We start from the raw sequence: 24,297 nt of genomic DNA on the forward strand, positions 1-24,297 counted from the left end.
CAGTGAAAAATAAGGAAACTGTTTTGCCTGCACCTGTTTTAATCGTGGAAGATGAAGCCATGATTCGCTCGCGTCTAGATCTGATCCTGTCGGAACTGGGCTATAGTCAAGATATGCTGATTTTTGCTAAAAATTTAGCTGAAGCCATGCAAATTATTACCTCACAACCCATTTCTTTAGCCTTAGTCGATTTAGGGTTGCCTGATGGAAATGGCATCACTCTAATTGAAAAACTCAGAGACATAGATGAAAGCGCATTAATTTTAGTGATTTCGGCATGGAGTACACAGCAAAGCTTATTTGCCTCGATTAAGGCAGGAGCAAATGGTTATGTGCTAAAAGAACGTGATGATGCTGAAGTCCTGATGTCGATACGGAGTATTTTGCGCGGTGGTGCACCGATTGATCCATTTATTGCTCGTGAAATATTAAATCAAATCTCGACCTCAAATACCCCTCAAACTGAACGTGTAGAGCTGTTAGATGGGCAGGACTATGACCAACTCACTAATCGAGAAACTGAAATTCTTAATTTAGTGGCGCAGGGGCTGAGTAATCGTGAAATTGCTGAGCAATTATTTGTATCGCGATATACCGTCGAAAGTCATATTAAGCATATTTACCGAAAGCTTTCCGTCACAAAAAGAACCAAAGCAGTCAGTACTGCACGTTCTTTAGGTATTTTATGAGAAATGGCTGGCTGAGTATTTTCATCACACTATGTTTGTGTGTGCTTAGCTTTGCCAGTTTCGCACAAACTAACTTTACTGTTAGTCCAACCTGTAAAGTGAATATCGATAAAATTTCTGCAGTGAAAACAAGTTCTATTGATGTTGTTCCGAAGACGGGGTGGATCGAGGTCAAAAACCCTGATGTGTGGACCAAGCGTTGGCCACACTATGATGGTGGCGTTTGGTACCATTTTAGTTGGCATTGGCGTTGTAAAGATAGTGATGAAATGAAGCAACCTTTAGCATTTTCTGTCGAAGGCATGAGTAGTGCGGGTGCTGTTTTTTTTAATCGAAACTTACTCTGGAAAGATAAGCATTTAGTTGAACCCCTATCAAAAAGTTGGAATACTCCGCGTTTTTGGATACTTCCTGTCGAGAGCTTAAAACAAAAAAACAATGACATTTGGGTTTATGTCGTTGGCAATAGCTATGAAAGTCCGGGGCTAGGTAATCTAGAATTTTCTGATATCACAACAGCATATGATAAACAACAAAAACGAATTTGGAACAAGAGAGCACTGTTTCAAGTTAACTTAGTTATTTCTACTACCTTAGGGTTGGTGTGTTTTGTCATTTGGTTTTTTAGACGCAATGAAACGACATTTTTATGGTTTTCTGTTAGCTGTTTGTTTTGGGTATTGTTTATTTGGAATGTCATCAATCGAGAAGTGTTTCCTTATCCAAACTCTTTGTGGGTCATGAAAACTAATCTGACTTTTTTTGTTTTATACAATGTTTGCTTTTGCATTTATCTGCTGCGTTTCGTAAGAACAAAGTTTGCTGAGTTAGAAAAAACCTTATTTTTAGTCGCTGCTGTGTGTATTGTTACCATCTTATTTATCCCGAGCTTGATGGTTAATATAGTAACTGCGGTGATTTTCTTATTGTGTATTGCGCTCTTTATCGCATCATTCTGTTTTGTGATTTATCGTGCTTATAAAACGAAGCGCCCTGATTATATATTATTGGCTGTTTGTTTAAGTGTGATTCTTATTGTTATGCTTTACGATATTTCACTACTTTTTGATGGCCACATTAATGACCATCAGCCCTTGTCACCGTATACCTCACCGGTGATTACATTTTTTATCGTGATTATTCTTGCGACGCGTTTAGATAGAAATATCAAAAAAATACAAAGATTTAATACTGAGCTTGAGCAGAGGGTAAGCTTTGTGACCAGTAATTTGTCCTCTAGTTTATATGCACGACACCAATTAGAAATTGAAAATGTTCGTCTACAGGAGCGTATTCATTTAGCACATGATTTGCACGATGGTTTGGGGGCATCTTTGGTTCGTTCCATGATTTTGGTGGATCAGAGCGCTAGTACCATGTCGAATCAACAATTTTTATCCATCCTCAAATTGCTCCGAGATGACTTAAGACAAATTATTGATAGTGGTTCTTTAACCAATAACAAAACGCCAGATAATCCAGTGTTATGGATTGCACCAGTTCGACATCGTTTTAGTCAGATCATGGATGAGTTAGATATTGAAGCGACTTGGAGCATTCCTGAGGCATGGGAAATACAACCAACAGCTCTACAATGTTTGACTTTAATTCGTGTGCTTGAAGAAAGTTTGACCAATATTATGAAGCACAGCCAAGCACGGCATATTGATGTAAAAATGTATTATCCAAGTACAACTCACTTGGTCATGATTATTCAGGACGATGGTGTAGGCTTTAATGTGGAGTGCGTGCTTAATCACGGGATGGGCATTGGTATGCGCAGTATGAAAATGCGTTTAGAAAAAATTGGTGCTGAGCTCAATATTGAGTCTGAAAAAGGTTGTACCAAAATTATTGCCAGTTTAAGGTTTGGTGAAGGAGAAAGTGCTGAGTAGATTAGTTACCTCAGCACTTGGTTTTCTTAGGCCTCGTCGGGTGGGAGTAGCATTAAGATAGATTCATTCATTAGCATCGCAATGTCTTCTAGAATATCGGCATCATAGAGGCTTTCATCAAGTAACAGTGCTTCACCGTCTGCTAAGTTCTTAAGCAATGGTGCAAATTGCTCAGAAATACATAACCCTTCGCCATTGGCCCAAAATAGGAATTCATCTTCATCATGGGTATAAAGTAGGCGAGAAGCTGGTTCTAAGATCAGTTGATAGCCTTGATCTAAAATACCTTCTAGATCTCCCGTGCCAATTTCTTCAGCCTCAGGAATGTTTTCAGGGTACTTTGGCTCTGACATCAAGGTCATAATTGCATCTTCAAGTAAAGTTGAATTTTGCAACTGAGCTAGAATTTCTGACTTTAAATAATCTAATTCGTTTTGTGTTAATTGACCGATCGGGCTCTGTTGGTCACGGACAATATCGAGCAATGGATTACGCAGTAGGGCGTTATCAGACAGTTTGTCGCCTACACGGTCTACCATGTCAGTGACGTTTGGCATACGGAAGCCAAAAGAGAAGGTCAGGCAGTCATCTTCGGCTACACCATAATGAGCTAAACCTGGTGGTACATAAAGTAGATCACCTGGGGCTAATACTTCATCAAAATGTACGTCAATTTCAGGTAGTAACTTTAAAGGCTGGCCTGCAACAATCTCAGATTCAGCATCGCACATTTGCCCCAACTGCCAACGACGATGACCATAACCTTGAACTAAGAATACATCATAGAAGTCAAAATGTTTTCCGACAGAGCCGCCCTTAGGCGCATAAGACACCATGATATCATCACGGCGCCACTGTGGAATAAAAGGAAATTTTTTCCATAGTGCTGCTAAGTCAAAAGAGTAGTGGTCTACAGCTTGAACCAATAAAGTCCAGAGTTTTGGCATCTTTTGGAAATCAGCTTTTAACAGCGGTGAAGACTTGACCGACCACTGATTTGGGTCACGGTCTTTTTGTTTGATGAGACGGGCTGTGACATCTTCATCCAAAGCCAGTTCCATGATATCGCTAGGTTCTAAAATATTGATAATTTCAGGCAGTGCATTGCGGACCAATAATGGCTTTTTCTGCCAATATTCGGTAAGGAATTGTTCAGCTGTAATGCCGCCAAGAACATCAAGAGATTGAGACATGAAAATAGCCTAAGCAAATTTAAAACATATTGTGACTATTGTCGTATGATCGAAGGCCTATGTGCAAGTATCGTTAGATTTATTTAAATGTACTTGGCTGATTTAAATAAGTTGAGTTTTTCACAGTTGTTATCCTTGTTTGCGTTACAATTTTTTCAACATAATCAGTATAAAACATAGTGAAGAACATAACGTTAAGTAAAGAAGATGACGAGAAAATGGAAAATAAGATATTGAAATAATAAATAGAGAAAAGTTAGTCCAATAAGCAAAGAGTTATTCCCAAACGGTAGGAGACTTATAAATTTTTAAGTCACTGTAATATATGGATATATGTTCAAACAAGCTGAAAGTCTTGTAGAAGTTCATTTGTTCTAAAAGAAAATGTGCTCTGGCTATTTGCTATAAAAATTGTTATTTGTCAAATATCTATTGAATTAGAGGGAAAGTGTGAGTAGCTTAGCCCTGAATAATATTGGTCTATTTTCATTTCTTATTCTTTTTATGGTCTCTGGGCTATATCTTAGCCTATTAATTCGAATGCATTTCAAACGACACATTCAAGCTTATCTCATCGTAAGTTTGCCTAAAGAACATTCAGCAATTGTCTATTAATGATGTTGTCAAATTGAATATCAAAAACAGCAACATTTGCTGCTGTTCAGTTTATTGGAAATCAATTAAAAATACTGCTATAGGACTAAGGCACAAGCACTTTTAATTCGCGCAGAATATTGCATAACTGAATCATCGGCATACCCATAAGAGTAGTTTGATCTTGTCCTATCATTTGTTCAAATAAACTGATCCCTAGGCTTTCACATTTAAAACTACCAGCGCACATGAGTGGTTGCTCAAGTTCAATATAACGTTGAATTTCAGGCAGGCTAAGTTTACGGAACTTAACTTTATAGTGTTCAACCAGACTATGTTCAAATCCAGTAGAATGCTGTTGAACACTCAAAGCGGTACTGAAGTAGACAATCTTGTCTGAATTGGCTTGTAATTGTTTAATCGCCTTTTCAGCAGACAATGGTTTTCCAATAAAAATATCGGGCGCACCTTCACGCCATGCGACTTGGTCGGAACCAATCACAATCGCATCTGGATGTTGTCTAGCAATTACATGCGCCTTTTCAAATGCCAAGCGTTTAGCCAAATCATCCGCATGACTTTCTCCACGAGGCGATTCGTCTATATCAGGGACAATGCAACGGTAGTCTAAGCGTAAGCGATTCATCAAATCTTTACGAGTTTGACTGCTGGAGGCCAAGATAATTTCGGAAGTATTCATTCGACTGCATATTCCATGAGCACATTCAGCGGTACGTAAGACAGTACGGCCTGATGGCAAGCTTGAACTTTGACTGGAGGAGCAAAACCTGCTTGATAAGCTTCTACCCAACGAGTCACACAGATACACCAAAAATCTCCCGGTTGTAGTCCTGGAAAGTTAACTTCAGGCACAGGGGTAATGAGGTCATTACCCACTTGTTGAGAAAAATTTAAAAACTCAGAGGTCATTTCAACACAGATGGTGTGTTGTCCCAAATCTGAGGGTGCTGTATGACAAAAACCATTACGGAAATAACCAGTAATTGGGGAGTAACAGCAGCTCGCTAAAGGTTCACCCAAAACGTTTAAACGGTTCAGATTTGGATCAGGATGAATAGACATAAATGATAAATCGAGTGAGACTTTTCACTATGATAGCAAAACTTTGCCTTTCGTTTGCTTTTCTGCAAAAGAAGCTAACCTTTTTCTGCATAATCATTTAAAATCGACGCGATTTTTATATATAGAAAGAGAGCTCTACATGAATTTTCAGCGTATGACTGACCTCGATTTAACAGGTAAACGTGTTCTTATTCGCGAAGATTTAAACGTTCCTGTTAAAAATGGTGTGATTACAAGTGATGCGCGTTTACGTGCCGCTTTACCAACAATTAAAGCAGCGTTAGCACAAGGCGCAGCCGTAATGGTTTACTCTCACCTTGGTCGTCCTGTTGAAGGTGAGCCAAAACAAGAACAATCATTAGCACCTGTTGCTGCATATTTGACTGAAGCATTGGGTCAAGACGTTCAATTAGTGACGGACTATCTCGATGGAGTTGACGTTACAGCAGGTCAAGTGGTACTCCTTGAAAACTGCCGTTTTAACGCAGGTGAAAAGAAAAACAACCCAGAACTTGCAGCAAAATATGCGGCGCTTTGTGATGTATTTGTAATGGATGCATTTGGTACAGCGCACCGTGCAGAAGCATCAACTGAAGGTGTAGCACGTTTAGCAAAAGTTGCAGCAGCAGGTCCACTCCTTGCAGCTGAACTTGATGCTTTAGGTCGCGCATTACAAACACCTGAAAAGCCAATGGTTGCGATTGTTGCGGGTTCTAAAGTATCGACTAAGTTGGATGTGTTGACATCACTTTCTGATATTTGCGATCAGTTGATTGTGGGTGGCGGGATTGCTAATACATTCTTGGCAGCAGCAGGCTTCAATGTTGGTAAATCATTGTGTGAAAATGATTTGATTGACACCGCAAAAGCAATTGCTGCAAAAGTTTCTGTACCGCTTCCAACGGATGTTGTCGTGTCGGATGCTTCTGAAATTGATTTTGCAGACTTCTTAGGCTCATTGGCTGCGGCAAAAGCTGTCGTGAAAAAAGTTGAAGATGTGAATGACAATGACATGATTTTGGATGTAGGCCCAGAAACAGCAAAAGCATTTGCTGACATTCTAAAAACGTCAAAAACGATTCTGTGGAATGGTCCAGTGGGCGTATTTGAAGTTGATCAATTTGGCGAAGGCACTAAAACATTGTCTTTAGCGATTGCAGAGTCGGCTGGCTTCTCGATTGCGGGTGGCGGTGACACTTTAGCTGCGATTGATAAATACGAAGTTGCAGACAAAATTGGTTATATCTCAACTGGCGGTGGTGCTTTCCTTGAGTTTGTCGAAGGCAAAACACTTCCAGCAGTTGCAGCGCTGATTGAGCGTGCACAATAATTATTGTGTGCTCATGTTGTTGTAAAAAGGTTGACTTCGGTCAACCTTTTTTTATGAGCTTAACAAATCTATTCATCATTCAGTCATGAAAATGAAATAATGCTGAAATAAAATACAGGGCATTAAATCATCTGTTCTAGGAAAACATTATGAATTTAAAAATGACCCTTGCTGCACTTTTGTTAGCACCATTGGCACTGACTGCTTGTAAGAAAAACGAAGCACCAGAGCAAACTGCTGCAGCATCTGAAACAGCGGCAGTTGAAGAAGCTGTAACGGCTGAACAACAAGCGGCAATTGATGCGATTGATCAGCCAGAGTTAGATGATAAGAACAAAGATATACCTGCGGATGTTGCAAATGCACCAGCAGATGCTGCAACGGCGGATCCTGCGGTAGAGGCTTCGGCGGCTACAGCACACTAAATACACGCGAATTTCGTAAAAAGTCCCTGCAATTGCGGGGATTTTTTTTAAATAGTGTTATTTGTTGCTGAATTGAAACCTTTGAGCATGTAGAATATGTCGCATCAACTGGGAGGACATTATGGCTCTTATTTCATTGCGCCAGCTCTTGGATCACGCCGGCGAACATGCTTACGGCGTACCAGCATTCAACGTAAACAACTTAGAACAAATGCGCGCAATCATGCTTGCAGCAGATGCGACAAATTCACCTGTTATCGTACAAGCATCAGCGGGTGCGCGTAAATATGCAGGTGCTCCATTCTTACGTCATCTTATTTTGGCTGCAATTGAAGAATGGCCACACATTCCAGTGGTAATGCACCAAGACCATGGTACAGATCCAGACGTTTGCCAACGTTCAATTCAATTGGGCTTCTCATCAGTGATGATGGATGGTTCATTGGGTGCAGACGGTAAAACACCAACATCTTATGAATATAATGTTGATGTAACACGTCGTACAGTACAAATGGCGCATGCATGCGGTGTTTCAGTTGAAGGTGAAATCGGTTGTTTAGGTAGCCTTGAAACAGGTATGGCGGGTGAAGAAGATGGTGTAGGCGCTGAAGGTGTCCTTGATCATTCTCAACTTTTAACTTCGGTTGAAGAAGCACGTCAGTTCGTTGCAGATACCAATGTCGATGCACTTGCGATTGCAGTCGGTACTTCACATGGTGCTTATAAGTTTACACGTCCACCTACAGGCGATATTTTGGCGATTGACCGCATTAAAGAAATTCATGCGGCGCTTCCAAATACCCACCTTGTTATGCACGGTTCAAGCTCTGTTCCTCAAGAATGGTTAGCGATCATTAACCAGTATGGCGGTGACATCAAAGAAACCTATGGTGTTCCTGTTGAGCAATTGGTTGAAGCAATCAAGCATGGTGTGCGTAAAATCAATATTGATACAGACTTGCGTTTAGCTTCTACTGGTGCAATGCGTCGTATGATGGCTGAACAACCAAGCGAATTCGATCCACGTAAATTCTTTGCAAAAACTGTAGATGCAATGAAACAAATCTGTATTGATCGTTACGAAGCATTTGGTACTGCGGGCAATGCAGACAAAATTCGTCCAATTTCTTTAGAGAAAATGGTTGATCGTTATAAATAATTCTTTTTGAATCATTTATATTGGAAAAGCCCACTTTGACGTGGGCTTTTCTATGTGTGTCTATATTCAAGGCGACCATAATAAGAGTGTGCTATGGAACTGATATTTGCTGCGGCCTGTTGTAGTGTGGTGGTCTCCATTCTTTTAAAATGGGGTAAAAACAAAGGTTTTGATCCAATCCAGATGATCAGTTGGAATTATGCTTCAGCCAGTTTACTGTGCTATTTCTGGTTTAAGCCTGATCTAAGCCACGTTTCTATTTCCAATACTCCATGGTGGCTAATTGTAGCGCTTGGTGTCTTGTTGCCAAGTGTATTTTTATTTTTAGCCAAGTCTTTGCAATATGCAGGTATTGTCAAAACAGAAGTTGCACAGCGTTTGTCGGTAATTTTATCTTTATTGGCGGCTTATTTTATTTTTCAAGAACAGTTTAATCAGCTCAAAATTGTCGGGGTAATCTTGGGGCTTACCGCCGTGATGTGCATTTTATTTACCAATACCTCCGGTGGTGGAGAAGGTCAAAAACAGGCTGTGTGGTATTTAGCGCTAGTCTGGTTTGGTTATGCGCTGATTGATGTCTTGCTCAAATATACAACAGGGTTGGGTGTTCAGTTTTCCGTTGCCTTAAACCTGATGTTCATTTGTGCGTTTTTATTGTCAGTTGGTTATGTTGCCGTGACCACGAAAAATGTCGGATTAACTAAAAACGTTGTGGCAGGTTTATGTCTTGGCGTGTTGAACTTTGCCAATATCGCACTGTATGTCAAAGCTCATTTGCTATTCAAGGACAGTCCAGCAGTGGTCTTTGCGGGTATGAATATTATGGTGGTGCTGTTAGGCGTATTCAGCGGGCTGCTTTTCTTTAAAGAAAAGCTGAGGCCCGCAACAGCGATTGGACTTGTATTGGGTATCACAAGTGTGGCTTGTTTAGCTTACGCAATGTCTGTTTAAAATAGTTCTGAACAAAGAAAAAAGGGTGCTTGACCAGATCTTCAATTACTGCAATTCCTAATAACAGCCCTGGTTGCTCACAACTAGGGCAATCGGGATAGTGAGGGCGCATGAGATGTTGATACTGACCTAAATAGATTTTATTGCAATGTGCGCATTCAAACTTCATCGGTATATTGGGCTTAACAGACATCAGCAACCTCACTATTTTTGTTTTGATATTGAATATGCTCAAGCAATTTTCAAGCCCAAAATATAAAAGGGACTGAAGTCCCTTTTATATACAAACAGCATTACAGTTGCGTGAAAATATCTTCTTTACTTAAACGAGACTTTGGTAATTTTGCATTGAAGTCAGCATCACTACGATAACCCAGTGTAAGCAGGACAGAAGGAATGAGCCCTTGTTCTGCTAAACCCAGTTCTTCACTAATAATAGATTCATCGAAACCACCAATCGGTGTCGCATCAATCTTTTCAATACCTGCAGCCAGTAGAATTTGACCTAAAGCAATAAAGGTTTGGTTTTCCGCCCAGCGCTGTACGTCACCTTTTTCATTACGGTAATAGTTCACATAACCTGAACGGCTGTCCTTTTGGCCTTGCTTCGCTGCTTCATCTTTAAAACGACCATGTAAGTCATCTTGATGCAATAAATTTTCCAAATGCTGCTCAGAAATATCGGCTTTGGTGCAAAATAAAATTGTATGTGATGAATCTAGTACCTTAGGGGCATTGTATGCGTATTTACCTACTAGCGCTTTTGCAATCCGCTCTTTGGCGTTTGTGTTTTCTGCAATGAAAAAATGCCAAGGCTGAATGTTAATAGACGATGGTGTTAAGCGGAGAATTTCTAATAATCGAGCAAACTGTTCATGAGGGATCTTTCTATTTGGGTCATAAGCTTTGGTGGTATAACGGCTTTTTGAAATGTTTAGCAGATCCATAATCACGCTCGATTTATTGTTGATGCCTCATTCTAACTGATGAGTGGAGACTTGTGATCATGCTCAACTTAAACAGACTTAGATTTTAGTTGAATAAGCTATACAGACGCAGTTCGTTGTCATTATGGAACAATGAGTGTGCTACGCAATTTTTAAGGTGATGAAGAGGTGTTTGCATGTCATAAAAGCTAGGTGTAATTTGCTTGTTTTGCCTCTATGTTACACTGAAGCAGTAATTGTGTTGCAATGAAACCTATGAAGTGGTTGAATTATTAATTAAAATAATGAATAGACTGTATAAATGTTTGATATAGAACCTAAAAGTGTAGAAGCACAAATCCGACAGCAGTCTTTAACGAAAGTTTTTACAGTATTGGTTTTTGGGTTAAGTGTTCTGATTATCGTCTCGGAATATCAAAAATATAGTGAATGGAATTATCGATTTATACTGATTGCTGTAGTTTCCATGATTTGGAATTATAAGTTAGCACGTGAAATTAAAACTTTAAAAAATCAAAATACCCATATGTCTTAAGCAAATCATTTTCTGGTTTATGTAAACATTTCCCCAAATTTGGTTACTTTTGCTTAAATCTTGACAACCTAGTATAATAAAGACTACGAATAGGTATTGTTCCTATTTTTCTATGATATAGCTGATTGTGATCTATCTGAGTTCAAGTATATGACTTGAATATCATCATTGTAACTACAGAATTATTATTCAAAACCCGTTTTATTAATCTCTTTGTTCCATCACAAAAAGCTCACTTAGTGAGTTAAAATTTTGACAACTTTAAATACATGGCATGTTGCTACAGCCGTAAATGGTAGTGAAATCAATGTAAAATTGGTGCCACTTAAACGTCAACAGAATACAAATCACGGTTTAATCTGGGTTGAAGTCGGGCATATGATTCAACTTGAATCTGGCGAAACTCTTCCAATGAACTTAGATGGTTTGAGCTTTTATACTGGTGTTAATCAATTGTACCGTCTAAATGAGTTGAGTTAAGACGATAAGTACTTGAGTTAGCGTTATGTGTAATATTGATTGGTATAGTAAAAAATGGCATTAATACTGCCATTTTTTTAATGCCAAATTTTGTAGTTGATCATTTACATTAATTTCTAAAATTTGAGCGGAATCTGCTCTCCAGTCACCGAGTACAATTCTCTTTTTGCCATCGACATCATGAATATTTGCGCGGTGGGTATGTCCGTGAATCAGTAAATCTACATTGCTTAATGCAGCTTGAACCGCAATTGGGTTAACATCCATGATTTCATATGTTTTAAATTGTTGTGCTTGACGACTTTTTTTACGGAACCCATTGGCCAGTTTTTGTCTAAAGCTAAGAGGTGTACTTTTTAAAAACTTGAGCAGAAGTGGATTGCGGATAATTTTACGAAAACGCTGATAGGATACGTCGTCTGTGCAGAGTAGATCACCGTGTTCAATTCGAATGGTGTGATCTGAAAGTTTGAGTGTACAAACTTCAGCTAACAGTTGACCATTAAATTGGTCAAGGAACTGTTGTCCTAGGGCAAAATCACGGTTACCGGTTAAGAAATAGATGTGATTGCCTGTATTTGAAAATTGTTTTAAGGCGCGAATGATTTCATCTAGCCAAGGGGCTGTGTAGTCGTCACCAATCCATGCATTGAACCAATCGCCTAAGATGTACAGCTGGGTCTTCTTGTTTTTATAGGCATCTAATAAATCTAAAAACCCCCGAACGAGTCGAGGGTGATCTGGTGACAAGTGTAAATCTGCGATAAACAAATAGGTCACGGAAGTTTCCATTTTAATTTAATCTCCCTAAGTCCCTCTTTAAAAGAGGGACTTCCTCCCTTTTTTAAAGGGTGGTTAGGGGGGATTCTTATTCAGAAATAATCTTAGCAGATTCAATAACAACGTTTTCTAGTGGAACGTCAGCGTGGTAGCCACGGTTGCCAGTACGAACGCCTTTAATTTCGTTTACTACGTCTAGACCTTCAGTTACTTTACCGAAAACTGCATAACCCCAACCTTGTGCATTTTTGCCAGAGTGGTTAAGGAAAGAGTTGTTACCCACGTTAATAAAGAACTGAGCAGATGCAGAGTGAGGTGCTTGTGTACGCGCCATTGCAATTGTACCAAGGTCATTGGTTAAGCCGTTATCAGCTTCATTTTCAATTGCATCACGTGTTGCTTTTTCTTTGAAGTTTTCATCCATACCACCACCTTGGATCATGAAGCCATCGATCACGCGGTGGAAAATTACGCCGTCATAGAAACCGTCACGTACGTATTCTAAGAAGTTAGCAACAGTAATCGGTGCTTTTTCGTTGTTAAGTTCAAGAACAATACGACCTTTATTGGTGTTTAATTCGACTTGAGGAAAACTCATTGTGTAATCTCCTAATCATGGACATCAAAGCCATGGGTTTTTTGGTTGTGAGAAGCATAAGCAAACTGTAAACTACAAGGCAAGTAAAAACGTTATTTTCTTTGTAAAATAGATCAAATACCGTTTAAGGGGCTGTAAAATATTCATAAATCGACTGATAGATCAGTTAGAATTGTGTTCGTATAGCAGGACCTTATTTTTCCTTAATTTTTTTATCAAAGTGATTTTTAAACTATGAAGCCGAATGATGTTGTTTCAACACTGCCAAATAACCCGACACCAAGTAACAATGCCTCTGTCGCAGCGCAGCAAGAACAACAGCCAGGCTTAGATTTTGTGCGCCAAGTGATTACCGATGATTTGGCTGAAGGTCGTACGCAAAAAGTAGTCACGCGTTTCCCGCCAGAGCCGAATGGTTATTTACACATTGGTCACGTGAAAGCGATTTGTTTAAACTTTGGTATTGCCAACGAGTTTGATGGTTTTTGTAACCTACGTTTTGATGACACCAACCCAGATGCAGAAGAACAAGAATATGTAGATGGGATCGCCAATGATGTTAAATGGTTAGGTTTTGAGTGGAATGGCGAACCGCGCTATGCATCAAGCTATTTTGATCAACTTCATGCATGGGCGATTCAACTAATTAAACAGGGTGATGCTTATGTTGATTTGCAGTCGCCTGAAGAAATTCGTTTGAACCGTGGTAACTTTATTGAGCCAGGTAAAAACTCGCCTTACCGCGATACTTCGGTTGAAGAAAACCTTGCGCGCTTTGAAAAAATGAACAATGGCGAGTTTGCAGAAGGTGAAGCTGTTTTGCGTGCCAAGATTGATATGGCATCTCCAAATGTGCATATGCGTGATCCTATTTTGTACCGTGTACTCCATTCAGAGCATCACCAAACTGGTGATAAATGGAAAATGTACCCAATGTACGACTACGCGCATCCATTATCCGATGCAATTGAAGGCATTACTCATTCATTATGTACTTTGGAATTTCAAGACCACCGTCCGTTTTATGATTGGGTGGTTGAGAAAGTTCACTCGGAAGCAGTACCACGTCAGTATGAGTCTAGCCGTTTAAATATTGACTACACCATTACCTCTAAACGTAAATTACGTAAGTTGGTTGAAGGTGGTTATGTTAATGGATGGAATGACCCACGTATGCCAACTGTTGTAGGTATGCGCCGTCGTGGTTTTACCCCAGAAGGCTTGCGTGACTTCTGTAAGCGTGTTGGTGTGTCGAAGTCAGATGGTATTGTTGATGTCGCAATGCTTGAATATTGCATCCGTCAGTCTTTAGAAAATGTTGCAGCGCGTGGTATGGCGGTGTTGAACCCACTTAAAGTTACACTCACAAACTTATCTAACGATATGGATTTAACCCATTCACGTCATCCAAATGTAGACATGGGTGAGCGTGTGATTCCGTTAACATCGGAAATTTACATTGACCGTAAAGACTTTGAAGAAGAACCACCAAAAGGCTTCAAGCGTTTAATTCCGGGTGGTGAAGTTCGCCTACGTCATGCTTATGTGATTAAGTGCGATGAAGTAATTAAAGATGAAAACGGTGATGTGGTTGAGTTGAAATGCTCAATCGACCCTGAGACTTTGGGTAAAAATCCAGAAGGTCGTAAAGTTAAAGGGGTGATTCACTGGGTTTCTGCAAGCAAAGGCATTCCTGCAGAAGTGCGTATTTATGATCGCTTGTTTACAGAGTCGGACCCTGAAGTGGGTGATGATTTCTTAGCGAACTTGAACCCTGATTCGTTAAAAATTGTACACGCGGTGATTGAGCCTGCATTGGCACAAGCACAGCCTGAAGACCGTTTCCAATTTGAACGTGAAGGTTATTTTGTTGCAGATCAATACGACCATACAGCAGAAAAACCAGTGTTTAACCGTATTTTAGACTTAAAAGACAGCTTTAAGCCTAAATAAGAGCTGTTTGCTTGATCTTGATGTGCATATAGATATAAGGCTCAACTTCGGTTGAGCCTTTTCGTAGCGAAACTAATAGGAATACACTGTGATCGTTCGAGATAAAACTAATAGCTTTGCATTACTCTTTGCTTGGCGTGGCACCATTTTACCGAAAGTGTTTCCTGCGTTGATGGTTGGTGTTTTAATTTCAACTCTGTTGGTTTATCTAGCAACTCAACATTACGTGACAGCTCCTACAGTGCCTGTCATTGGTTTTACTGTATTTGGTGTAATTCTTTCAATTTTCTTAAGCTTTCGAAATACTGCGTGTTATGACCGCTGGTGGGAAGGGCGTAAGCTATGGGGTGCAATGATTGCGAACGCGCGGCATATAATCCGTGATAGTTATGTCTTAAATGATATAGATCGCACAGTTTTGATGTATCGCGTGATGTTATTTAGCCATTTGCTTCGAGATCGCTTACGGCAGCAAAGTCATACTTATGACCACTATCAAACCAAAGTACAACTGACAGCGGAGCAGTGGAGGGTATTGGCTACGCATATTAATCCACCGCAATATCTATTAGAGATTACGCAGAAAGATCTGGCGACGTTGTATAAGCGTGGTGAGATTAGCGATATTATTTACAGTATGTTGACCAAGCACACGGTGGCCATGGGGGATATTCACGCTGGTTGTGATCGTATTTTATCTACGCCGTTGCCATTTTCTTATTCAGTTTTGTTACACCGTGCCGTGTACTCTTTCTGTCTCATTTTACCTTTTAGTTTAAGTTCCAGTCTTGGTTTTTGGTCGCCTGTGATCGTGGCCTTAATTGCCTATCTGTTATTGGGTTTAGATGCGCTGAGTGCAGAGTTAGAAGAGCCTTTTGGACTTCAGGAAAATGACTTGCCTTTAGATGCTATTGTGCGGGAAATAGAGCGTGAAATGCTCAGTTCTTTAAATGAATCTTTGCCAGAACCAGTGAGTGCGTATAGAGCCAATTTAAGTTAAAGCAGTGAACAAATTCATAACATAAAATGCGCGGATTGCCTGAGCCATAACAAATTTTCGATATGATTGGTTTGTTGAGATGTGCTATCACTAAGCTTAAAAGTGATAGGGCTATAACAATGACTACCGTGATCGAAACCCAGATGCTGATTCGGCGTTCTGTCAATATTGTGTTTAACGCCTTTGTTGATCCACTCATAACCACCAAGTTTTGGTTTAGTCAGTCTTCAGGTTATTTAGAAAAAGGCGCAATGGTAGATTGGACATGGAGTAAATACCAAATTACCCATTCGACTCATGTACTTCAAGTCGTTGAAAATGAGCTGATCTCTATCGAATGGGGCACGCCTAAAACTAAAGTGGATTTTGTATTTGAAAAAATTGACAGCATGAATACCTATGTGATTATTCGAAATTATGACATTGAGTTACAAGGTAATGAGTTGATTCATTATGTGATGGATGCGACGGGTGGCTTTACTACCGTGTTAGATGGTGCCAAGGCATGGCTTGAATACGATATCCAGCTTAACTTAGTCGAAGATAAATTTCCGCCTTTTCAACTGCGATCACATCAGTGATCTTTTTTAGAGTGTTCTTCTCTAAACTCAAAATAGTTGCCGAGCTGCTGTTTAGCCTTATCACGTAATTTCTTTTTGATATAGAGCACCAAAGCGAAACAGGTCGTGGTAAGCGTTAACATCAGGCTGTTCATGAAACTCATCATAGAGCTGACATAACCAATCGTAGTAAGTCGGTTCATCATTTTGATGACTTGTGGACTGCTTTCAATGCCTGTAATGGCCCATGTACACAAGTGTTCACAGTTATTGATAATAAGATGGTAGTTGTTTTCATGCATGCGTGAGCGCATACGGCGAACCACTTTACGGCCTTTATATTTGGGGGCTTGGTAGTGATTGACTATAATTCTACGTCCGTGGCTAAAGTTCTCAATGGAAGTGATTTCAATCGGGTGCTTTTTAAAAAGATGTGCAAAACCTGAATAATGGATTACACGTCCACGCCCAGCATATATGCCGTGATGAGTATAGCCAAAATGTTTGACTATAAGATGAGCCCCCAAGGGGTAGTGGACTTTTTGTTGTTGCATGCTTAATACGTGCGAATTCATTACAGTTGTCTTTTAACTGTATTTTAAAGCTTCTGTTAGGAATAATCGACTGTTTAATAGGTTTTCAGTGATTTGAGTTTACGATGACAGAAATAAGAGAGACCGATTGGAAAGGAGTATCTAGCTTGTGTGATTGCACTAAAAAAGGATGCAAGCATCCCTTTTAGAGATAAGACGATATTTATTGGTTCACTAGAGAGGGCGTTCAAAGTTCTGTGTCAGTAAATTTGACTAGATTTTAATTATATCATCTAATCGACCTTCAAAGTAAATGGATAATTGAGTAATGGTTTGTCCCCATTCCTGAATAGGCATTGTCCATTTTTCTGATGCCTGTTGAATACCAATATACAGTAATTTCATCAGACTATCCTCATTGGGGAAAGCTCCTTTGGTTTTGGTTAGTTTGCGGAATTGACGATGTACGGCTTCAACGGCATTGGTGGTGTAAATCGGCTTCCTAATCGCTTTAGGGTATTTGAAATAGGCGGATAGTAGATGCCATTTGGTACGCCATGACTGAATGACCACACCATATTTTTCGCCCCATTTTTCTTCTAGCTCATCCAGTGCTACTTCTGCCGCCCCTTTGGTATCAGCACGGTAAATTGGCTTTAAATCAGCCATAAATGCCTTCTGATCTTTACTGGCAACATAGCGTAAAGAATTACGGATTTGATGAACGATACACAGTTGTATTTCTGTTTGAGGGTAAATCGCTGCTATGGCTTCGGGGAAACCTTTTAGTCCATCTACACAGGCAATCAGAATATCCTGAACACCACGATTTTGTAGGTCTGTCAGTACACTAAGCCAATGGTTCGCCCCTTCGCTTTCCGACAAATGCAAGCCGAGTAGTTCCTTCTTACCTTCAACATTTAAAGCTAAAATGGTATAGATCGCTTTGCTCACATAAACACCTTTATCCTTCACTTTGTAATGTATGGCATCTAACCAAACAAAGGGATAAATTGTATCGAGTGGGCGTTGTTTCCATGCTTGTAACTGAGGGAGGAGCTTATCTGTAATATTGGTGATAGCACCATCTGAAATCTCCAATCCATACATATCAGCAACATGCTTTTGAATATCACGATAGCTCATACCAAGTGCATAGAGTGATATGATTTTATTGTCAATTTCTTCTGATAATTTGGTCTGGTTCTTTTTAACTAACTGTGGCTCAAATTCACCATTTCGATCTCTAGGGGTTTCAAGCTCAAATGAACCTGATGTAGATTTTACTGTCTTGCGAGTATAGCCATTGCGGCGATTACCTTGTTTCGGATTCGCTTCAATGTAATTCTCGATTTCTGCTTCAAGAGCAGCTTCGGTCAGCTGTTTAATTAAAGGGGTGAGTATGCCATTTTCTCCAGTCAGTGCTTGTCCTGACTGGAGTTGTTTTAAGGCTGTTTCAAAATCAAATGTAGTTGCCATAGTGCATCATTCCTGTTTTTAACAGTTTAAGGAAATGACACAGTTTTTTGAACACTACCTCACTAGACCTAAAAGTGAGTTTTGGGTATTGCACATGCGTGTTGCTTCTTCAGTATTCATTGCTTTCACGTCTTCTTCAAATTTCTTTTTTTGTTCTTTGAGTTGTTCTTCAGGTAAACCCATTTGCTCGGCAAGTTTCTCCATTTTTTCCCAAGACTCCACACAAGCTTTTGGCATTTTACTACATGCTGTTAAAGATAAAAGTGTGATACATGTTGTGCTGACCATAAGTAATTTTTTCATTGCTTAAACCTTTAATTTTCAGACATTATTGATTTTATATTGAGCCTGTAAGGTAACAAAAATTTAAGTCGTTGTATAATATTTAAACGTGCAAAGTGTGCTGCGCTTCATATACCGTGGTTTTTTATAGGTTGAGTGACGTACAGACATTAAAAAAGGCACTTAGCGTAATCTAAGTGCCTTTTTGATGAATATTCAGTGACTCTACTACTGTAGAGGTCGATGCTGAAGTTCATTTAACTCCTTACGGCCATAGCCACGAGAAGCTAATACTTTTTTAATCCCAACAATCACGTCTTCATCGGTCGCTGTTTTAAGCTTTTCGATGAGCTGTTCATTGGTTTTACAAGAGCAGTCATTTTCAACACAAGCAATTTGATTTTTATGCTCGTTTTGCTGTTCGTTTGAAAACAGCTTTTGCCAAAAACTCATATAGACTTCATTTACAACCTAACATAGGGTGAAATATAACCAATCTGTAAAATAATGCAAGTCAGCGTGAGAGATAAAAGCAACGATCGATGTCGAAAAATTCCGATTATAGCGCAAGGTATTAACGTTATTATGACAGTTGAAATACTTGCATTTTATATAAGCTTATCTTTTTTCATGAAAATTCAAAAAGAAGCTCATTCAAACTTCTTTTTTATATGGTTTAAGTTGCAACAAATTGTTTAAATTTTTTCCAGCAAAACCCCAGACTCGACATGGTGGGTATAGGGGAATTGGTCAAACAGCGCAAACTGTGAAATCTTATGGGTTTGGTTGAGTATTTTTAAATTGTCATGCAAGGTGTCTGGATTGCACGAAATATAGATAATCCGTTCAAAACGCTGAATCAATTTTAAGGTTTCATCATCAATACCCGCACGCGGTGGGTCAACAAATACTGTATCGAACTCATAGCTGCTCATATCGATATTCGCTTCTTGTAAGCGACGGAATTCGCGTTCGCCGTTATAGGCTTGTGTGAAGTCTTCTGCCGATAAACGCGCGACTTGAATATTATTGATGTGATTTTGTTCGATGTTCCACTGTGCTGCATACACTGAAGACTTAGCCAGTTCAGTAGCTAAGACACGGTTGAAACGGGTGGAAAGTGGTAGGGTAAAGTTACCATTGCCACAGTAAAGTTCTAACAAATCTTTATTTGACTGCTGTGCAGCATTACAGGCCCACTCGAGCATTTTTTGGCAGACCTGCGCATTGGGCTGGGTAAAGCTGCTTTCAATTTGTTTGTACTGATATTTACGCTCAAAAACTTGTAGTTCTTCCACCACAAATTCATCGGTGAGTATCACTTTTTGACCACGGCTACGACCAATCAACTTAATATTTAATTTTTCTGAAAGTTGTTTGGCTAAAACCTGCCATTGTTCATCGAGTGGGCAGCGATAAATCAGTGAAACCAGCATTTCACCTTTTAAAGTTGCTAAGAAATGTACTTCAAATAAGCGTTTTGAGAGGAGATCATTGCTTTTTAATTCTGCCAATAAAACAGGCATGAGCTGATTAATACTGGTATCAGCGATTGGGAAGTCATCAATGCGAATGACTTTTTTCTGATTGTCTTCATCGCGTTCAAACATGGCATAAAACATATCATCTTCGGTATGCCAAATACGGAATTCTGCACGCATGCGAAAATTTTTTTCAGGAGATTGAAAAACTTCAAGCACAGGTGGAGTGAATTCAGCAAATTGAGCTGTAATTCGTTCAATTTTGGCGTCAAGTTGTTGTTGGTAAGAAGAAGTCATATGCAGTAAAAATCGCAAACATATTGAAAAAAGAGATGGTAACAAAGTTTGCTGAATTAGCCTAAAGATATTCAGCAAAAACGTGGAGTTTATTCATGCCACAGATGGTTTGATGTTTTATAGGATATCGGAAATTTCCGAGTAAATTAAGTCAAAACAAGTCGCATAAAAAATGCCAAGTAAACCGACCAGGAGATGTTTACTTGGCAATAGAGGAAACATATGAATAAACCTGTAACTCCGATGAAGACTACAGGTTTAAATTAGACTTAGTTCAAAGTCATGAGGCTTGCATTTCCACCAGCAGCTGCAGTGTTAACACTGATCGCGCGCTCAATTATAAAACGTTCCAAAGGAATGGCGGTTTGTGATGGGCTAAGGTGAGTAATACCGACAATCGCACCTTGACGCTCGGCAATTTGCTGTTGCAGCGCAAGAAGCTGTGTTGTTGTACCGTGGTGTAATACTGCATCAAAAGCATCAGTTTTGATGTCTTTGATGACATGGAACGCTTGAGCCAATGCTTTAGGCATACTTGGCATGTGTTTTAGCACAAAGCTGTTGTCTGCAAGCACCGCTGGACGGCTACCGACTGCAAAAATCGCATTCAACTGTTGTAGTTGATCCGCTTCTTGTTCAGCCAGTGACAAGACTGCATGACGTGGGATCACCATATATTGGTTGCTTTCACCTGTTGGGCCTTGCAACTCGTAATGATGGCCAGAACAGAAGTTCTCAATTTTTGCCAATTTTACTGCAGGGAAGGTTTTAGCAGCCCACTCAAGGAACAATGCAGAGTTGCTGAACTCGACTTGAGGGTTCAAATCAGCACCTGTTGCAAATGGTTTATTCAATTTTTTCGCCGAACAGTTTTGCATTAGGCGATATAGATAAATTGGACCACCCGCTTTAGGGCCTGTACCAGATAAACCTTCGCCACCAAAAGGTTGTACACCGACAACTGCACCTACGATGTTACGGTTGATGTAGAGGTTACCTACTTCAGCATGGGTCATTACAGTTTGGATGGTCTCATCAATACGGGTATGTAGACCCATCGTTAAGCCATAGCCTTTGCTGTTGATGTGCTCAAGTAATTGTTTGAGTGAACCTTGGTTAAAACGAATCACGTGCAGCACAGGGCCAAATACTTCGCGCTCTAAATCATTGAGATTTGGCAGTTCAATCAGTGTTGGTGTAATGAACGTGCCTGCATCTAGTTCAGTGTCTTGAGTATCATTACGCATCAACTGGTGTACACGATGACCTTTTTGGCGCATTTTGTCGATGTGCTTTTGAATGTTTTCTTGTGCTTCAGCATCAATCACAGGACCAATATCTGTTTTAAGTAGATATGGGTTGCCTACTTGAAGCTGTTGCATTGCGCCTTTAAGCATTTGAATGACAGCATCGGCATTGTCTTCTTGTACACACAGTACGCGAAGGGCAGAACAACGTTGACCTGCACTGTCATAAGCTGAGCTGACGACGTCAAGTACAACTTGTTCAGTCAGTGCCGAAGAATCAACGATCATGGCATTTTGACCGCCTGTTTCAGCAATCAGTGGAATGCTTTCACCAGTTTTGCTCAAACGTTTTGCCACAGTTTTTTGCAAAATTTTGGCAACTTCAGTTGAGCCTGTGAACATGATACCTTGAACTTGTTCAGCTGCACTGAGTTGTGCACCCACAGTTTCACCGCGACCCGGCATTAGCTGTACAGCCGCTTGAGGGACACCTGCTTGCCATAAAATTTGAACTGCTTGCGCTGCGATCAATGGGGTTTGTTCAGCTGGTTTTGCAATCACCGTATTACCCGCAACCAACGCAGCAGCAACCTGACCTGTAAAGATGGCTAATGGGAAGTTCCATGGGCTAATACACAGCATGGTGCCTAAAGGCTCAACTTCTGCATTCGCATCTAGATCAATCATTTGCGTTGCATAGTAGCGTAAGAAATCTACAGCTTCGCGAACTTCTGCAATAGCATTGGCATAAGTTTTACCACTTTCACGGCAAAGTATAACCATTAGTTCTTCTAAGCGAGCTTCCATTAAGTCGGCAGCGCGAAGTAGGTAACTCGCACGGGTGTCTTTAGCAGTACGTGCCCAAATGTCTTGAATAGCCTGTGCATTGTTTAATGCTTGCTCAACTTGTTCAGTTGTCGCTTCTTGTACGTAACCCACAACATCTGAGTGACGTGCTGGGTTGATAATGCTTTGCGGAGCAACGGCTTCATTGGTCTGAATATGCTCACCCATTGGCGCAGCAGACCATTGGTGTTTAGCAAACTGTTGAGCTGTTTGGTTCAATTGAGCTAATGCAGAGTCATTTGCAAGATCTAAACCTTTAGAGTTTGCACGTAGTTGGCCATAAAGATCAGCAGGAAGGGGAATCGAAAGGTGCTTTTGACCTACGATATTTTCACGTTTTGCACTACTTAAAATCGTTTGAGTTGGGTTTTCAATCAAATCATCAATTGCGAGTGACTTGTCTGCAATACGGTTTACAAAAGAGGTGTTTGCACCATTTTCAAGTAAGCGACGTACAAGATAAGCCAAGAGTGTTTCATGGTTACCGACAGGCGCATAAATACGGCACGGTACACCCAGCTTTTTATCTTGCTTTTCACCGACTACTTGTTCATAAAGTGGTTCACCCATGCCATGTAAGCATTGGAACTCATACTGACCCACGTAGTATTTCTCTGGGTTGGCCATTTCATAAATGGTTGCTAAAGTCTGAGCATTATGCGTTGCAAACTGTGGATAGATTTGTTCTGGTGCAGCCAATAATTTTTTCGCACATGCGATATACGACAAGTCTGTATGTACTTTACGGGTAAATACAGGATAGTCGGTCATCCCTTCGATTTGTGCTTTTTTAATTTCGCTGTCCCAGTACGCGCCTTTCACTAAACGGATCATGAGGCGTTTTTCGCTACGTTTAGCCAAATCTACGATGTAGTCAACCACATAGAAACAACGTTTTTGATACGCTTGGATAACGAAACCAATGCCTTTCCAGTCTTTGAGCTCTGGTTCAAAGCATAGGCGTTCAAGCATTTCTAAAGAAATTTCTAAACGCTCAGATTCTTCTGCATCGATATTTAAACCGATGTTGTAGCCGCGTGCTAATTTAGCAAGGGTAAAGACTTTGCCGTACAACTCTTCATGCATACGTGCAACTTGTGCGCGTTGATAGCGAGGATGTAGAGCAGATAATTTAATTGAAATACCTGGGCCGTCGTAAACATCTTTGTCTTTTGACGCTTGGCCAATGGCATGAATGGCATCGGTATAGTCTTTCATATAACGATCAGCATCATGATCAGTCAGTGCTGCTTCACCTAGCATGTCATATGAATAGCGGAAGCCTTTTTCTTCAAGACGCTCAGCGTGTTGTAGTGCTTCACCAATGGTTTCGCCAGTCACAAACTGTTCGCCCATCATGCGCATTGCCACATCAACTGCTTTACGAATGATGCCACGACCACTACGTGCCAATAAGCCTGTTAAAGTGCCTGATAAGCTATTTTGCTTTGGAGTTTCCATGAGCTTGCCAGTCAACATGAGACCCCATGCAGCCGCATTGACAAACATCAGGTTACTTTGACCAACGTGTTCTTTCCAGTTGCCTTGGTTGATTTTGTCTTTAATCAATAGGTCACGTGTCGCCATATCTGGAATACGAAGCAAAGCTTCAGCTAAACACATCAACGCGATGCCTTCTTGAGAAGACAGTGCAAATTCTTGTAAGAGACCCTGTACAATACCTGCTTTACCGCTGCCGCTTTTACGTTCACGTAAAGTATGAGCCAAATCAAACGCAAGTTCATGAATGCGTTGATTCATCTCGTCAGAGATTTTGCTGTGGTCTAATAAGTTTTGAACACAGTCAGTTTCGGCACGTCGCCAAGCGGTATTGATTTCAACTTCAAGCTCACTTTTTTCTTTGAATTCGGTAATATATTCAAATTGAGTTTGAGCGTCGTTGAAGTGCGTATTGCTTTCCATCATATTCATGCCTACATCCTGTGCATACAATAATGTG

At 40.2% G+C, this 24,297-nt stretch carries 24 protein-coding genes; 11 read left to right on the top strand and 13 right to left on the bottom strand.

Annotated features, from left to right (window positions below):
- The first annotated feature begins 2 nt into the window (after positions 1-2).
- Positions 3-689, top strand: coding sequence for a LuxR C-terminal-related transcriptional regulator (locus CDG62_RS10440; protein WP_087527167.1), 687 nt, complete (start codon positions 3-5; stop codon positions 687-689).
- Entirely contained in the window at positions 686-2,584 is a 1,899-nt protein-coding gene (locus tag CDG62_RS10445) for a 7TM diverse intracellular signaling domain-containing protein (protein WP_087527168.1), read from the top strand. Before CDG62_RS10440 ends, CDG62_RS10445 begins: the two co-directional genes overlap by 4 nt.
- 26 nt (positions 2,585-2,610) lie before the next feature.
- On the opposite strand, the gene CDG62_RS10450 is transcribed toward CDG62_RS10445, so the two are convergent.
- The 3 genes from CDG62_RS10450 to CDG62_RS10460 all read right to left on the bottom strand — a co-directional run bounded on the left by CDG62_RS10450 (position 2,611) and on the right by CDG62_RS10460 (position 5,454).
- Positions 2,611-3,777 carry a cupin domain-containing protein gene (locus tag CDG62_RS10450; protein ID WP_087527169.1) on the bottom strand — a complete coding sequence of 389 codons (1,167 nt, stop codon included), beginning with the start codon at positions 3,775-3,777 and terminating at the stop codon, positions 2,611-2,613.
- Positions 3,778-4,477: 700 nt separating this feature from the next.
- On the bottom strand, positions 4,478-5,071 hold the full coding sequence (locus tag CDG62_RS10455) for a Maf family protein (RefSeq protein ID WP_087527170.1): 594 nt from the start codon (positions 5,069-5,071) through the stop codon (positions 4,478-4,480).
- The gene (locus CDG62_RS10460; RefSeq protein WP_086210082.1) at positions 5,068-5,454 is read right to left on the bottom strand and encodes a DUF2237 family protein; all 387 of its coding nucleotides are present in this window, start codon (positions 5,452-5,454) and stop codon (positions 5,068-5,070) included. Before CDG62_RS10460 ends, CDG62_RS10455 begins: the two co-directional genes overlap by 4 nt.
- Positions 5,455-5,593: 139 nt before the next feature.
- On the opposite strand from CDG62_RS10460, the gene CDG62_RS10465 reads away from it, so the two are divergent.
- From CDG62_RS10465 to CDG62_RS10480, 4 genes are all read left to right on the top strand, one after another.
- Positions 5,594-6,784, top strand: coding sequence for a phosphoglycerate kinase (locus CDG62_RS10465; RefSeq protein WP_087527171.1), 1,191 nt, complete (start codon positions 5,594-5,596; stop codon positions 6,782-6,784).
- Between the two features lie 149 nt (positions 6,785-6,933).
- Positions 6,934-7,209, top strand: a complete 276-nt coding sequence (locus CDG62_RS10470; protein ID WP_087527172.1) for a hypothetical protein — start codon at positions 6,934-6,936, stop codon at positions 7,207-7,209.
- 121 nt (positions 7,210-7,330) lie between these two features.
- A complete protein-coding gene (fba, locus tag CDG62_RS10475) occupies positions 7,331-8,368 on the top strand; it encodes a class II fructose-bisphosphate aldolase (protein ID WP_087527173.1) in 1,038 nt (345 codons plus the stop codon).
- A gap of 93 nt (positions 8,369-8,461) precedes the next feature.
- Complete coding sequence (locus tag CDG62_RS10480) at positions 8,462-9,319, top strand: DMT family transporter (protein ID WP_087527174.1); 858 nt, start codon at positions 8,462-8,464, stop codon at positions 9,317-9,319.
- On the opposite strand, the gene CDG62_RS19620 is transcribed toward CDG62_RS10480, so the two are convergent.
- Both CDG62_RS19620 and nfsB read right to left on the bottom strand, forming a co-directional pair.
- Positions 9,279-9,512, bottom strand: a complete 234-nt coding sequence (locus CDG62_RS19620; RefSeq protein ID WP_087527175.1) for a hypothetical protein — start codon at positions 9,510-9,512, stop codon at positions 9,279-9,281. The genes CDG62_RS10480 and CDG62_RS19620 overlap by 41 nt on opposite strands.
- A gap of 100 nt (positions 9,513-9,612) precedes the next feature.
- Positions 9,613-10,266 carry an oxygen-insensitive NAD(P)H nitroreductase gene (nfsB, locus tag CDG62_RS10490; protein WP_087527176.1) on the bottom strand — a complete coding sequence of 218 codons (654 nt, stop codon included), beginning with the start codon at positions 10,264-10,266 and terminating at the stop codon, positions 9,613-9,615.
- A 301-nt stretch (positions 10,267-10,567) separates the two neighbouring features.
- Between nfsB and CDG62_RS10495 the strand changes: the two genes are divergently transcribed.
- Both CDG62_RS10495 and CDG62_RS10500 read left to right on the top strand, forming a co-directional pair.
- Positions 10,568-10,801, top strand: coding sequence for a hypothetical protein (locus tag CDG62_RS10495; protein WP_087527177.1), 234 nt, complete (start codon positions 10,568-10,570; stop codon positions 10,799-10,801).
- 252 nt (positions 10,802-11,053) lie between these two features.
- Positions 11,054-11,281, top strand: a complete 228-nt coding sequence (locus tag CDG62_RS10500; protein WP_087527178.1) for a transposase — start codon at positions 11,054-11,056, stop codon at positions 11,279-11,281.
- Positions 11,282-11,341: 60 nt separating this feature from the next.
- On the opposite strand, the gene CDG62_RS10505 is transcribed toward CDG62_RS10500, so the two are convergent.
- Complete coding sequence (locus CDG62_RS10505) at positions 11,342-12,061, bottom strand: UDP-2,3-diacylglucosamine diphosphatase (RefSeq protein WP_087527185.1); 720 nt, start codon at positions 12,059-12,061, stop codon at positions 11,342-11,344.
- An 88-nt stretch (positions 12,062-12,149) separates the two neighbouring features.
- Complete coding sequence (locus CDG62_RS10510) at positions 12,150-12,659, bottom strand: peptidylprolyl isomerase (protein WP_004696971.1); 510 nt, start codon at positions 12,657-12,659, stop codon at positions 12,150-12,152.
- Between the two features lie 234 nt (positions 12,660-12,893).
- Between CDG62_RS10510 and CDG62_RS10515 the strand changes: the two genes are divergently transcribed.
- From CDG62_RS10515 to CDG62_RS10525, 3 genes are all read left to right on the top strand, one after another.
- Positions 12,894-14,612: a glutamine--tRNA ligase/YqeY domain fusion protein gene (locus CDG62_RS10515; RefSeq protein WP_087527179.1), complete on the top strand. Its 1,719-nt coding sequence runs from the start codon at positions 12,894-12,896 to the stop codon at positions 14,610-14,612.
- A gap of 88 nt (positions 14,613-14,700) precedes the next feature.
- Positions 14,701-15,612 (top strand): bestrophin family protein, encoded by a 912-nt coding sequence (locus CDG62_RS10520; RefSeq protein WP_087527180.1) that lies wholly within the window; start codon positions 14,701-14,703, stop codon positions 15,610-15,612.
- A 119-nt stretch (positions 15,613-15,731) separates the two neighbouring features.
- On the top strand, positions 15,732-16,193 hold the full coding sequence (locus CDG62_RS10525) for an SRPBCC domain-containing protein (protein ID WP_087527181.1): 462 nt from the start codon (positions 15,732-15,734) through the stop codon (positions 16,191-16,193).
- Here the strand turns inward: CDG62_RS10525 and CDG62_RS10530 are convergent.
- From CDG62_RS10530 to putA, 6 genes are all read right to left on the bottom strand, one after another.
- Positions 16,187-16,726, bottom strand: a complete 540-nt coding sequence (locus CDG62_RS10530; RefSeq protein ID WP_087527182.1) for a lecithin retinol acyltransferase family protein — start codon at positions 16,724-16,726, stop codon at positions 16,187-16,189. The two genes, CDG62_RS10525 and CDG62_RS10530, sit on opposite strands and share 7 nt — an antisense overlap.
- 252 nt (positions 16,727-16,978) lie before the next feature.
- Positions 16,979-18,184 carry an IS256 family transposase gene (locus CDG62_RS10535; RefSeq protein WP_004973108.1) on the bottom strand — a complete coding sequence of 402 codons (1,206 nt, stop codon included), beginning with the start codon at positions 18,182-18,184 and terminating at the stop codon, positions 16,979-16,981.
- Between the two features lie 54 nt (positions 18,185-18,238).
- The gene (locus CDG62_RS10540) at positions 18,239-18,487 is read right to left on the bottom strand and encodes a hypothetical protein (RefSeq protein WP_087528322.1); all 249 of its coding nucleotides are present in this window, start codon (positions 18,485-18,487) and stop codon (positions 18,239-18,241) included.
- Between the two features lie 207 nt (positions 18,488-18,694).
- Positions 18,695-18,919 (bottom strand): hypothetical protein, encoded by a 225-nt coding sequence (locus tag CDG62_RS10545; protein WP_004984703.1) that lies wholly within the window; start codon positions 18,917-18,919, stop codon positions 18,695-18,697.
- A gap of 242 nt (positions 18,920-19,161) precedes the next feature.
- Positions 19,162-20,244 (bottom strand): tRNA (uridine(54)-C5)-methyltransferase TrmA, encoded by a 1,083-nt coding sequence (gene trmA / locus CDG62_RS10555; RefSeq protein WP_087528324.1) that lies wholly within the window; start codon positions 20,242-20,244, stop codon positions 19,162-19,164.
- Between the two features lie 269 nt (positions 20,245-20,513).
- The gene (gene putA / locus CDG62_RS10560) at positions 20,514-24,269 is read right to left on the bottom strand and encodes a trifunctional transcriptional regulator/proline dehydrogenase/L-glutamate gamma-semialdehyde dehydrogenase (RefSeq protein WP_087528325.1); all 3,756 of its coding nucleotides are present in this window, start codon (positions 24,267-24,269) and stop codon (positions 20,514-20,516) included.
- Positions 24,270-24,297: the final 28 nt, after the last annotated feature.

This window comes from Acinetobacter sp. WCHA55 (assembly GCF_002165305.2).
Classification (GTDB): Bacteria; Pseudomonadota; Gammaproteobacteria; order Pseudomonadales; family Moraxellaceae; genus Acinetobacter.

Bases quoted from the DNA above. Each gene is read 5' to 3' on its own strand.
- CDG62_RS10465 (WP_087527171.1), top strand. From the start codon at position 5,594: ATGAATTTTCAGCGTATGACTGACCTCGATTTAACAGGTAAACGTGTT.
- CDG62_RS10525 (WP_087527181.1), top strand. From the start codon at position 15,732: ATGACTACCGTGATCGAAACCCAGATGCTGATTCGGCGTTCTGTCAAT.
- fba (WP_087527173.1), top strand. From the start codon at position 7,331: ATGGCTCTTATTTCATTGCGCCAGCTCTTGGATCACGCCGGCGAACAT.
- CDG62_RS10515 (WP_087527179.1), top strand. From the start codon at position 12,894: ATGAAGCCGAATGATGTTGTTTCAACACTGCCAAATAACCCGACACCA.
- CDG62_RS10545 (WP_004984703.1), bottom strand. From the start codon at position 18,919: ATGAGTTTTTGGCAAAAGCTGTTTTCAAACGAACAGCAAAACGAGCAT.
- CDG62_RS10455 (WP_087527170.1), bottom strand. From the start codon at position 5,071: ATGAATACTTCCGAAATTATCTTGGCCTCCAGCAGTCAAACTCGTAAA.
- CDG62_RS10445 (WP_087527168.1), top strand. From the start codon at position 686: ATGAGAAATGGCTGGCTGAGTATTTTCATCACACTATGTTTGTGTGTG.
- trmA (WP_087528324.1), bottom strand. From the start codon at position 20,244: ATGACTTCTTCTTACCAACAACAACTTGACGCCAAAATTGAACGAATT.
- CDG62_RS10530 (WP_087527182.1), bottom strand. From the start codon at position 16,726: ATGCAACAACAAAAAGTCCACTACCCCTTGGGGGCTCATCTTATAGTC.
- nfsB (WP_087527176.1), bottom strand. From the start codon at position 10,266: ATGGATCTGCTAAACATTTCAAAAAGCCGTTATACCACCAAAGCTTAT.
- CDG62_RS10450 (WP_087527169.1), bottom strand. From the start codon at position 3,777: ATGTCTCAATCTCTTGATGTTCTTGGCGGCATTACAGCTGAACAATTC.
- putA (WP_087528325.1), bottom strand. From the start codon at position 24,269: ATGAATATGATGGAAAGCAATACGCACTTCAACGACGCTCAAACTCAA.
- CDG62_RS10535 (WP_004973108.1), bottom strand. From the start codon at position 18,184: ATGGCAACTACATTTGATTTTGAAACAGCCTTAAAACAACTCCAGTCA.
- CDG62_RS10510 (WP_004696971.1), bottom strand. From the start codon at position 12,659: ATGAGTTTTCCTCAAGTCGAATTAAACACCAATAAAGGTCGTATTGTT.
- CDG62_RS10470 (WP_087527172.1), top strand. From the start codon at position 6,934: ATGAATTTAAAAATGACCCTTGCTGCACTTTTGTTAGCACCATTGGCA.
- CDG62_RS19620 (WP_087527175.1), bottom strand. From the start codon at position 9,512: ATGTCTGTTAAGCCCAATATACCGATGAAGTTTGAATGCGCACATTGC.
- CDG62_RS10495 (WP_087527177.1), top strand. From the start codon at position 10,568: ATGTTTGATATAGAACCTAAAAGTGTAGAAGCACAAATCCGACAGCAG.
- CDG62_RS10540 (WP_087528322.1), bottom strand. From the start codon at position 18,487: ATGAAAAAATTACTTATGGTCAGCACAACATGTATCACACTTTTATCT.
- CDG62_RS10460 (WP_086210082.1), bottom strand. From the start codon at position 5,454: ATGTCTATTCATCCTGATCCAAATCTGAACCGTTTAAACGTTTTGGGT.
- CDG62_RS10480 (WP_087527174.1), top strand. From the start codon at position 8,462: ATGGAACTGATATTTGCTGCGGCCTGTTGTAGTGTGGTGGTCTCCATT.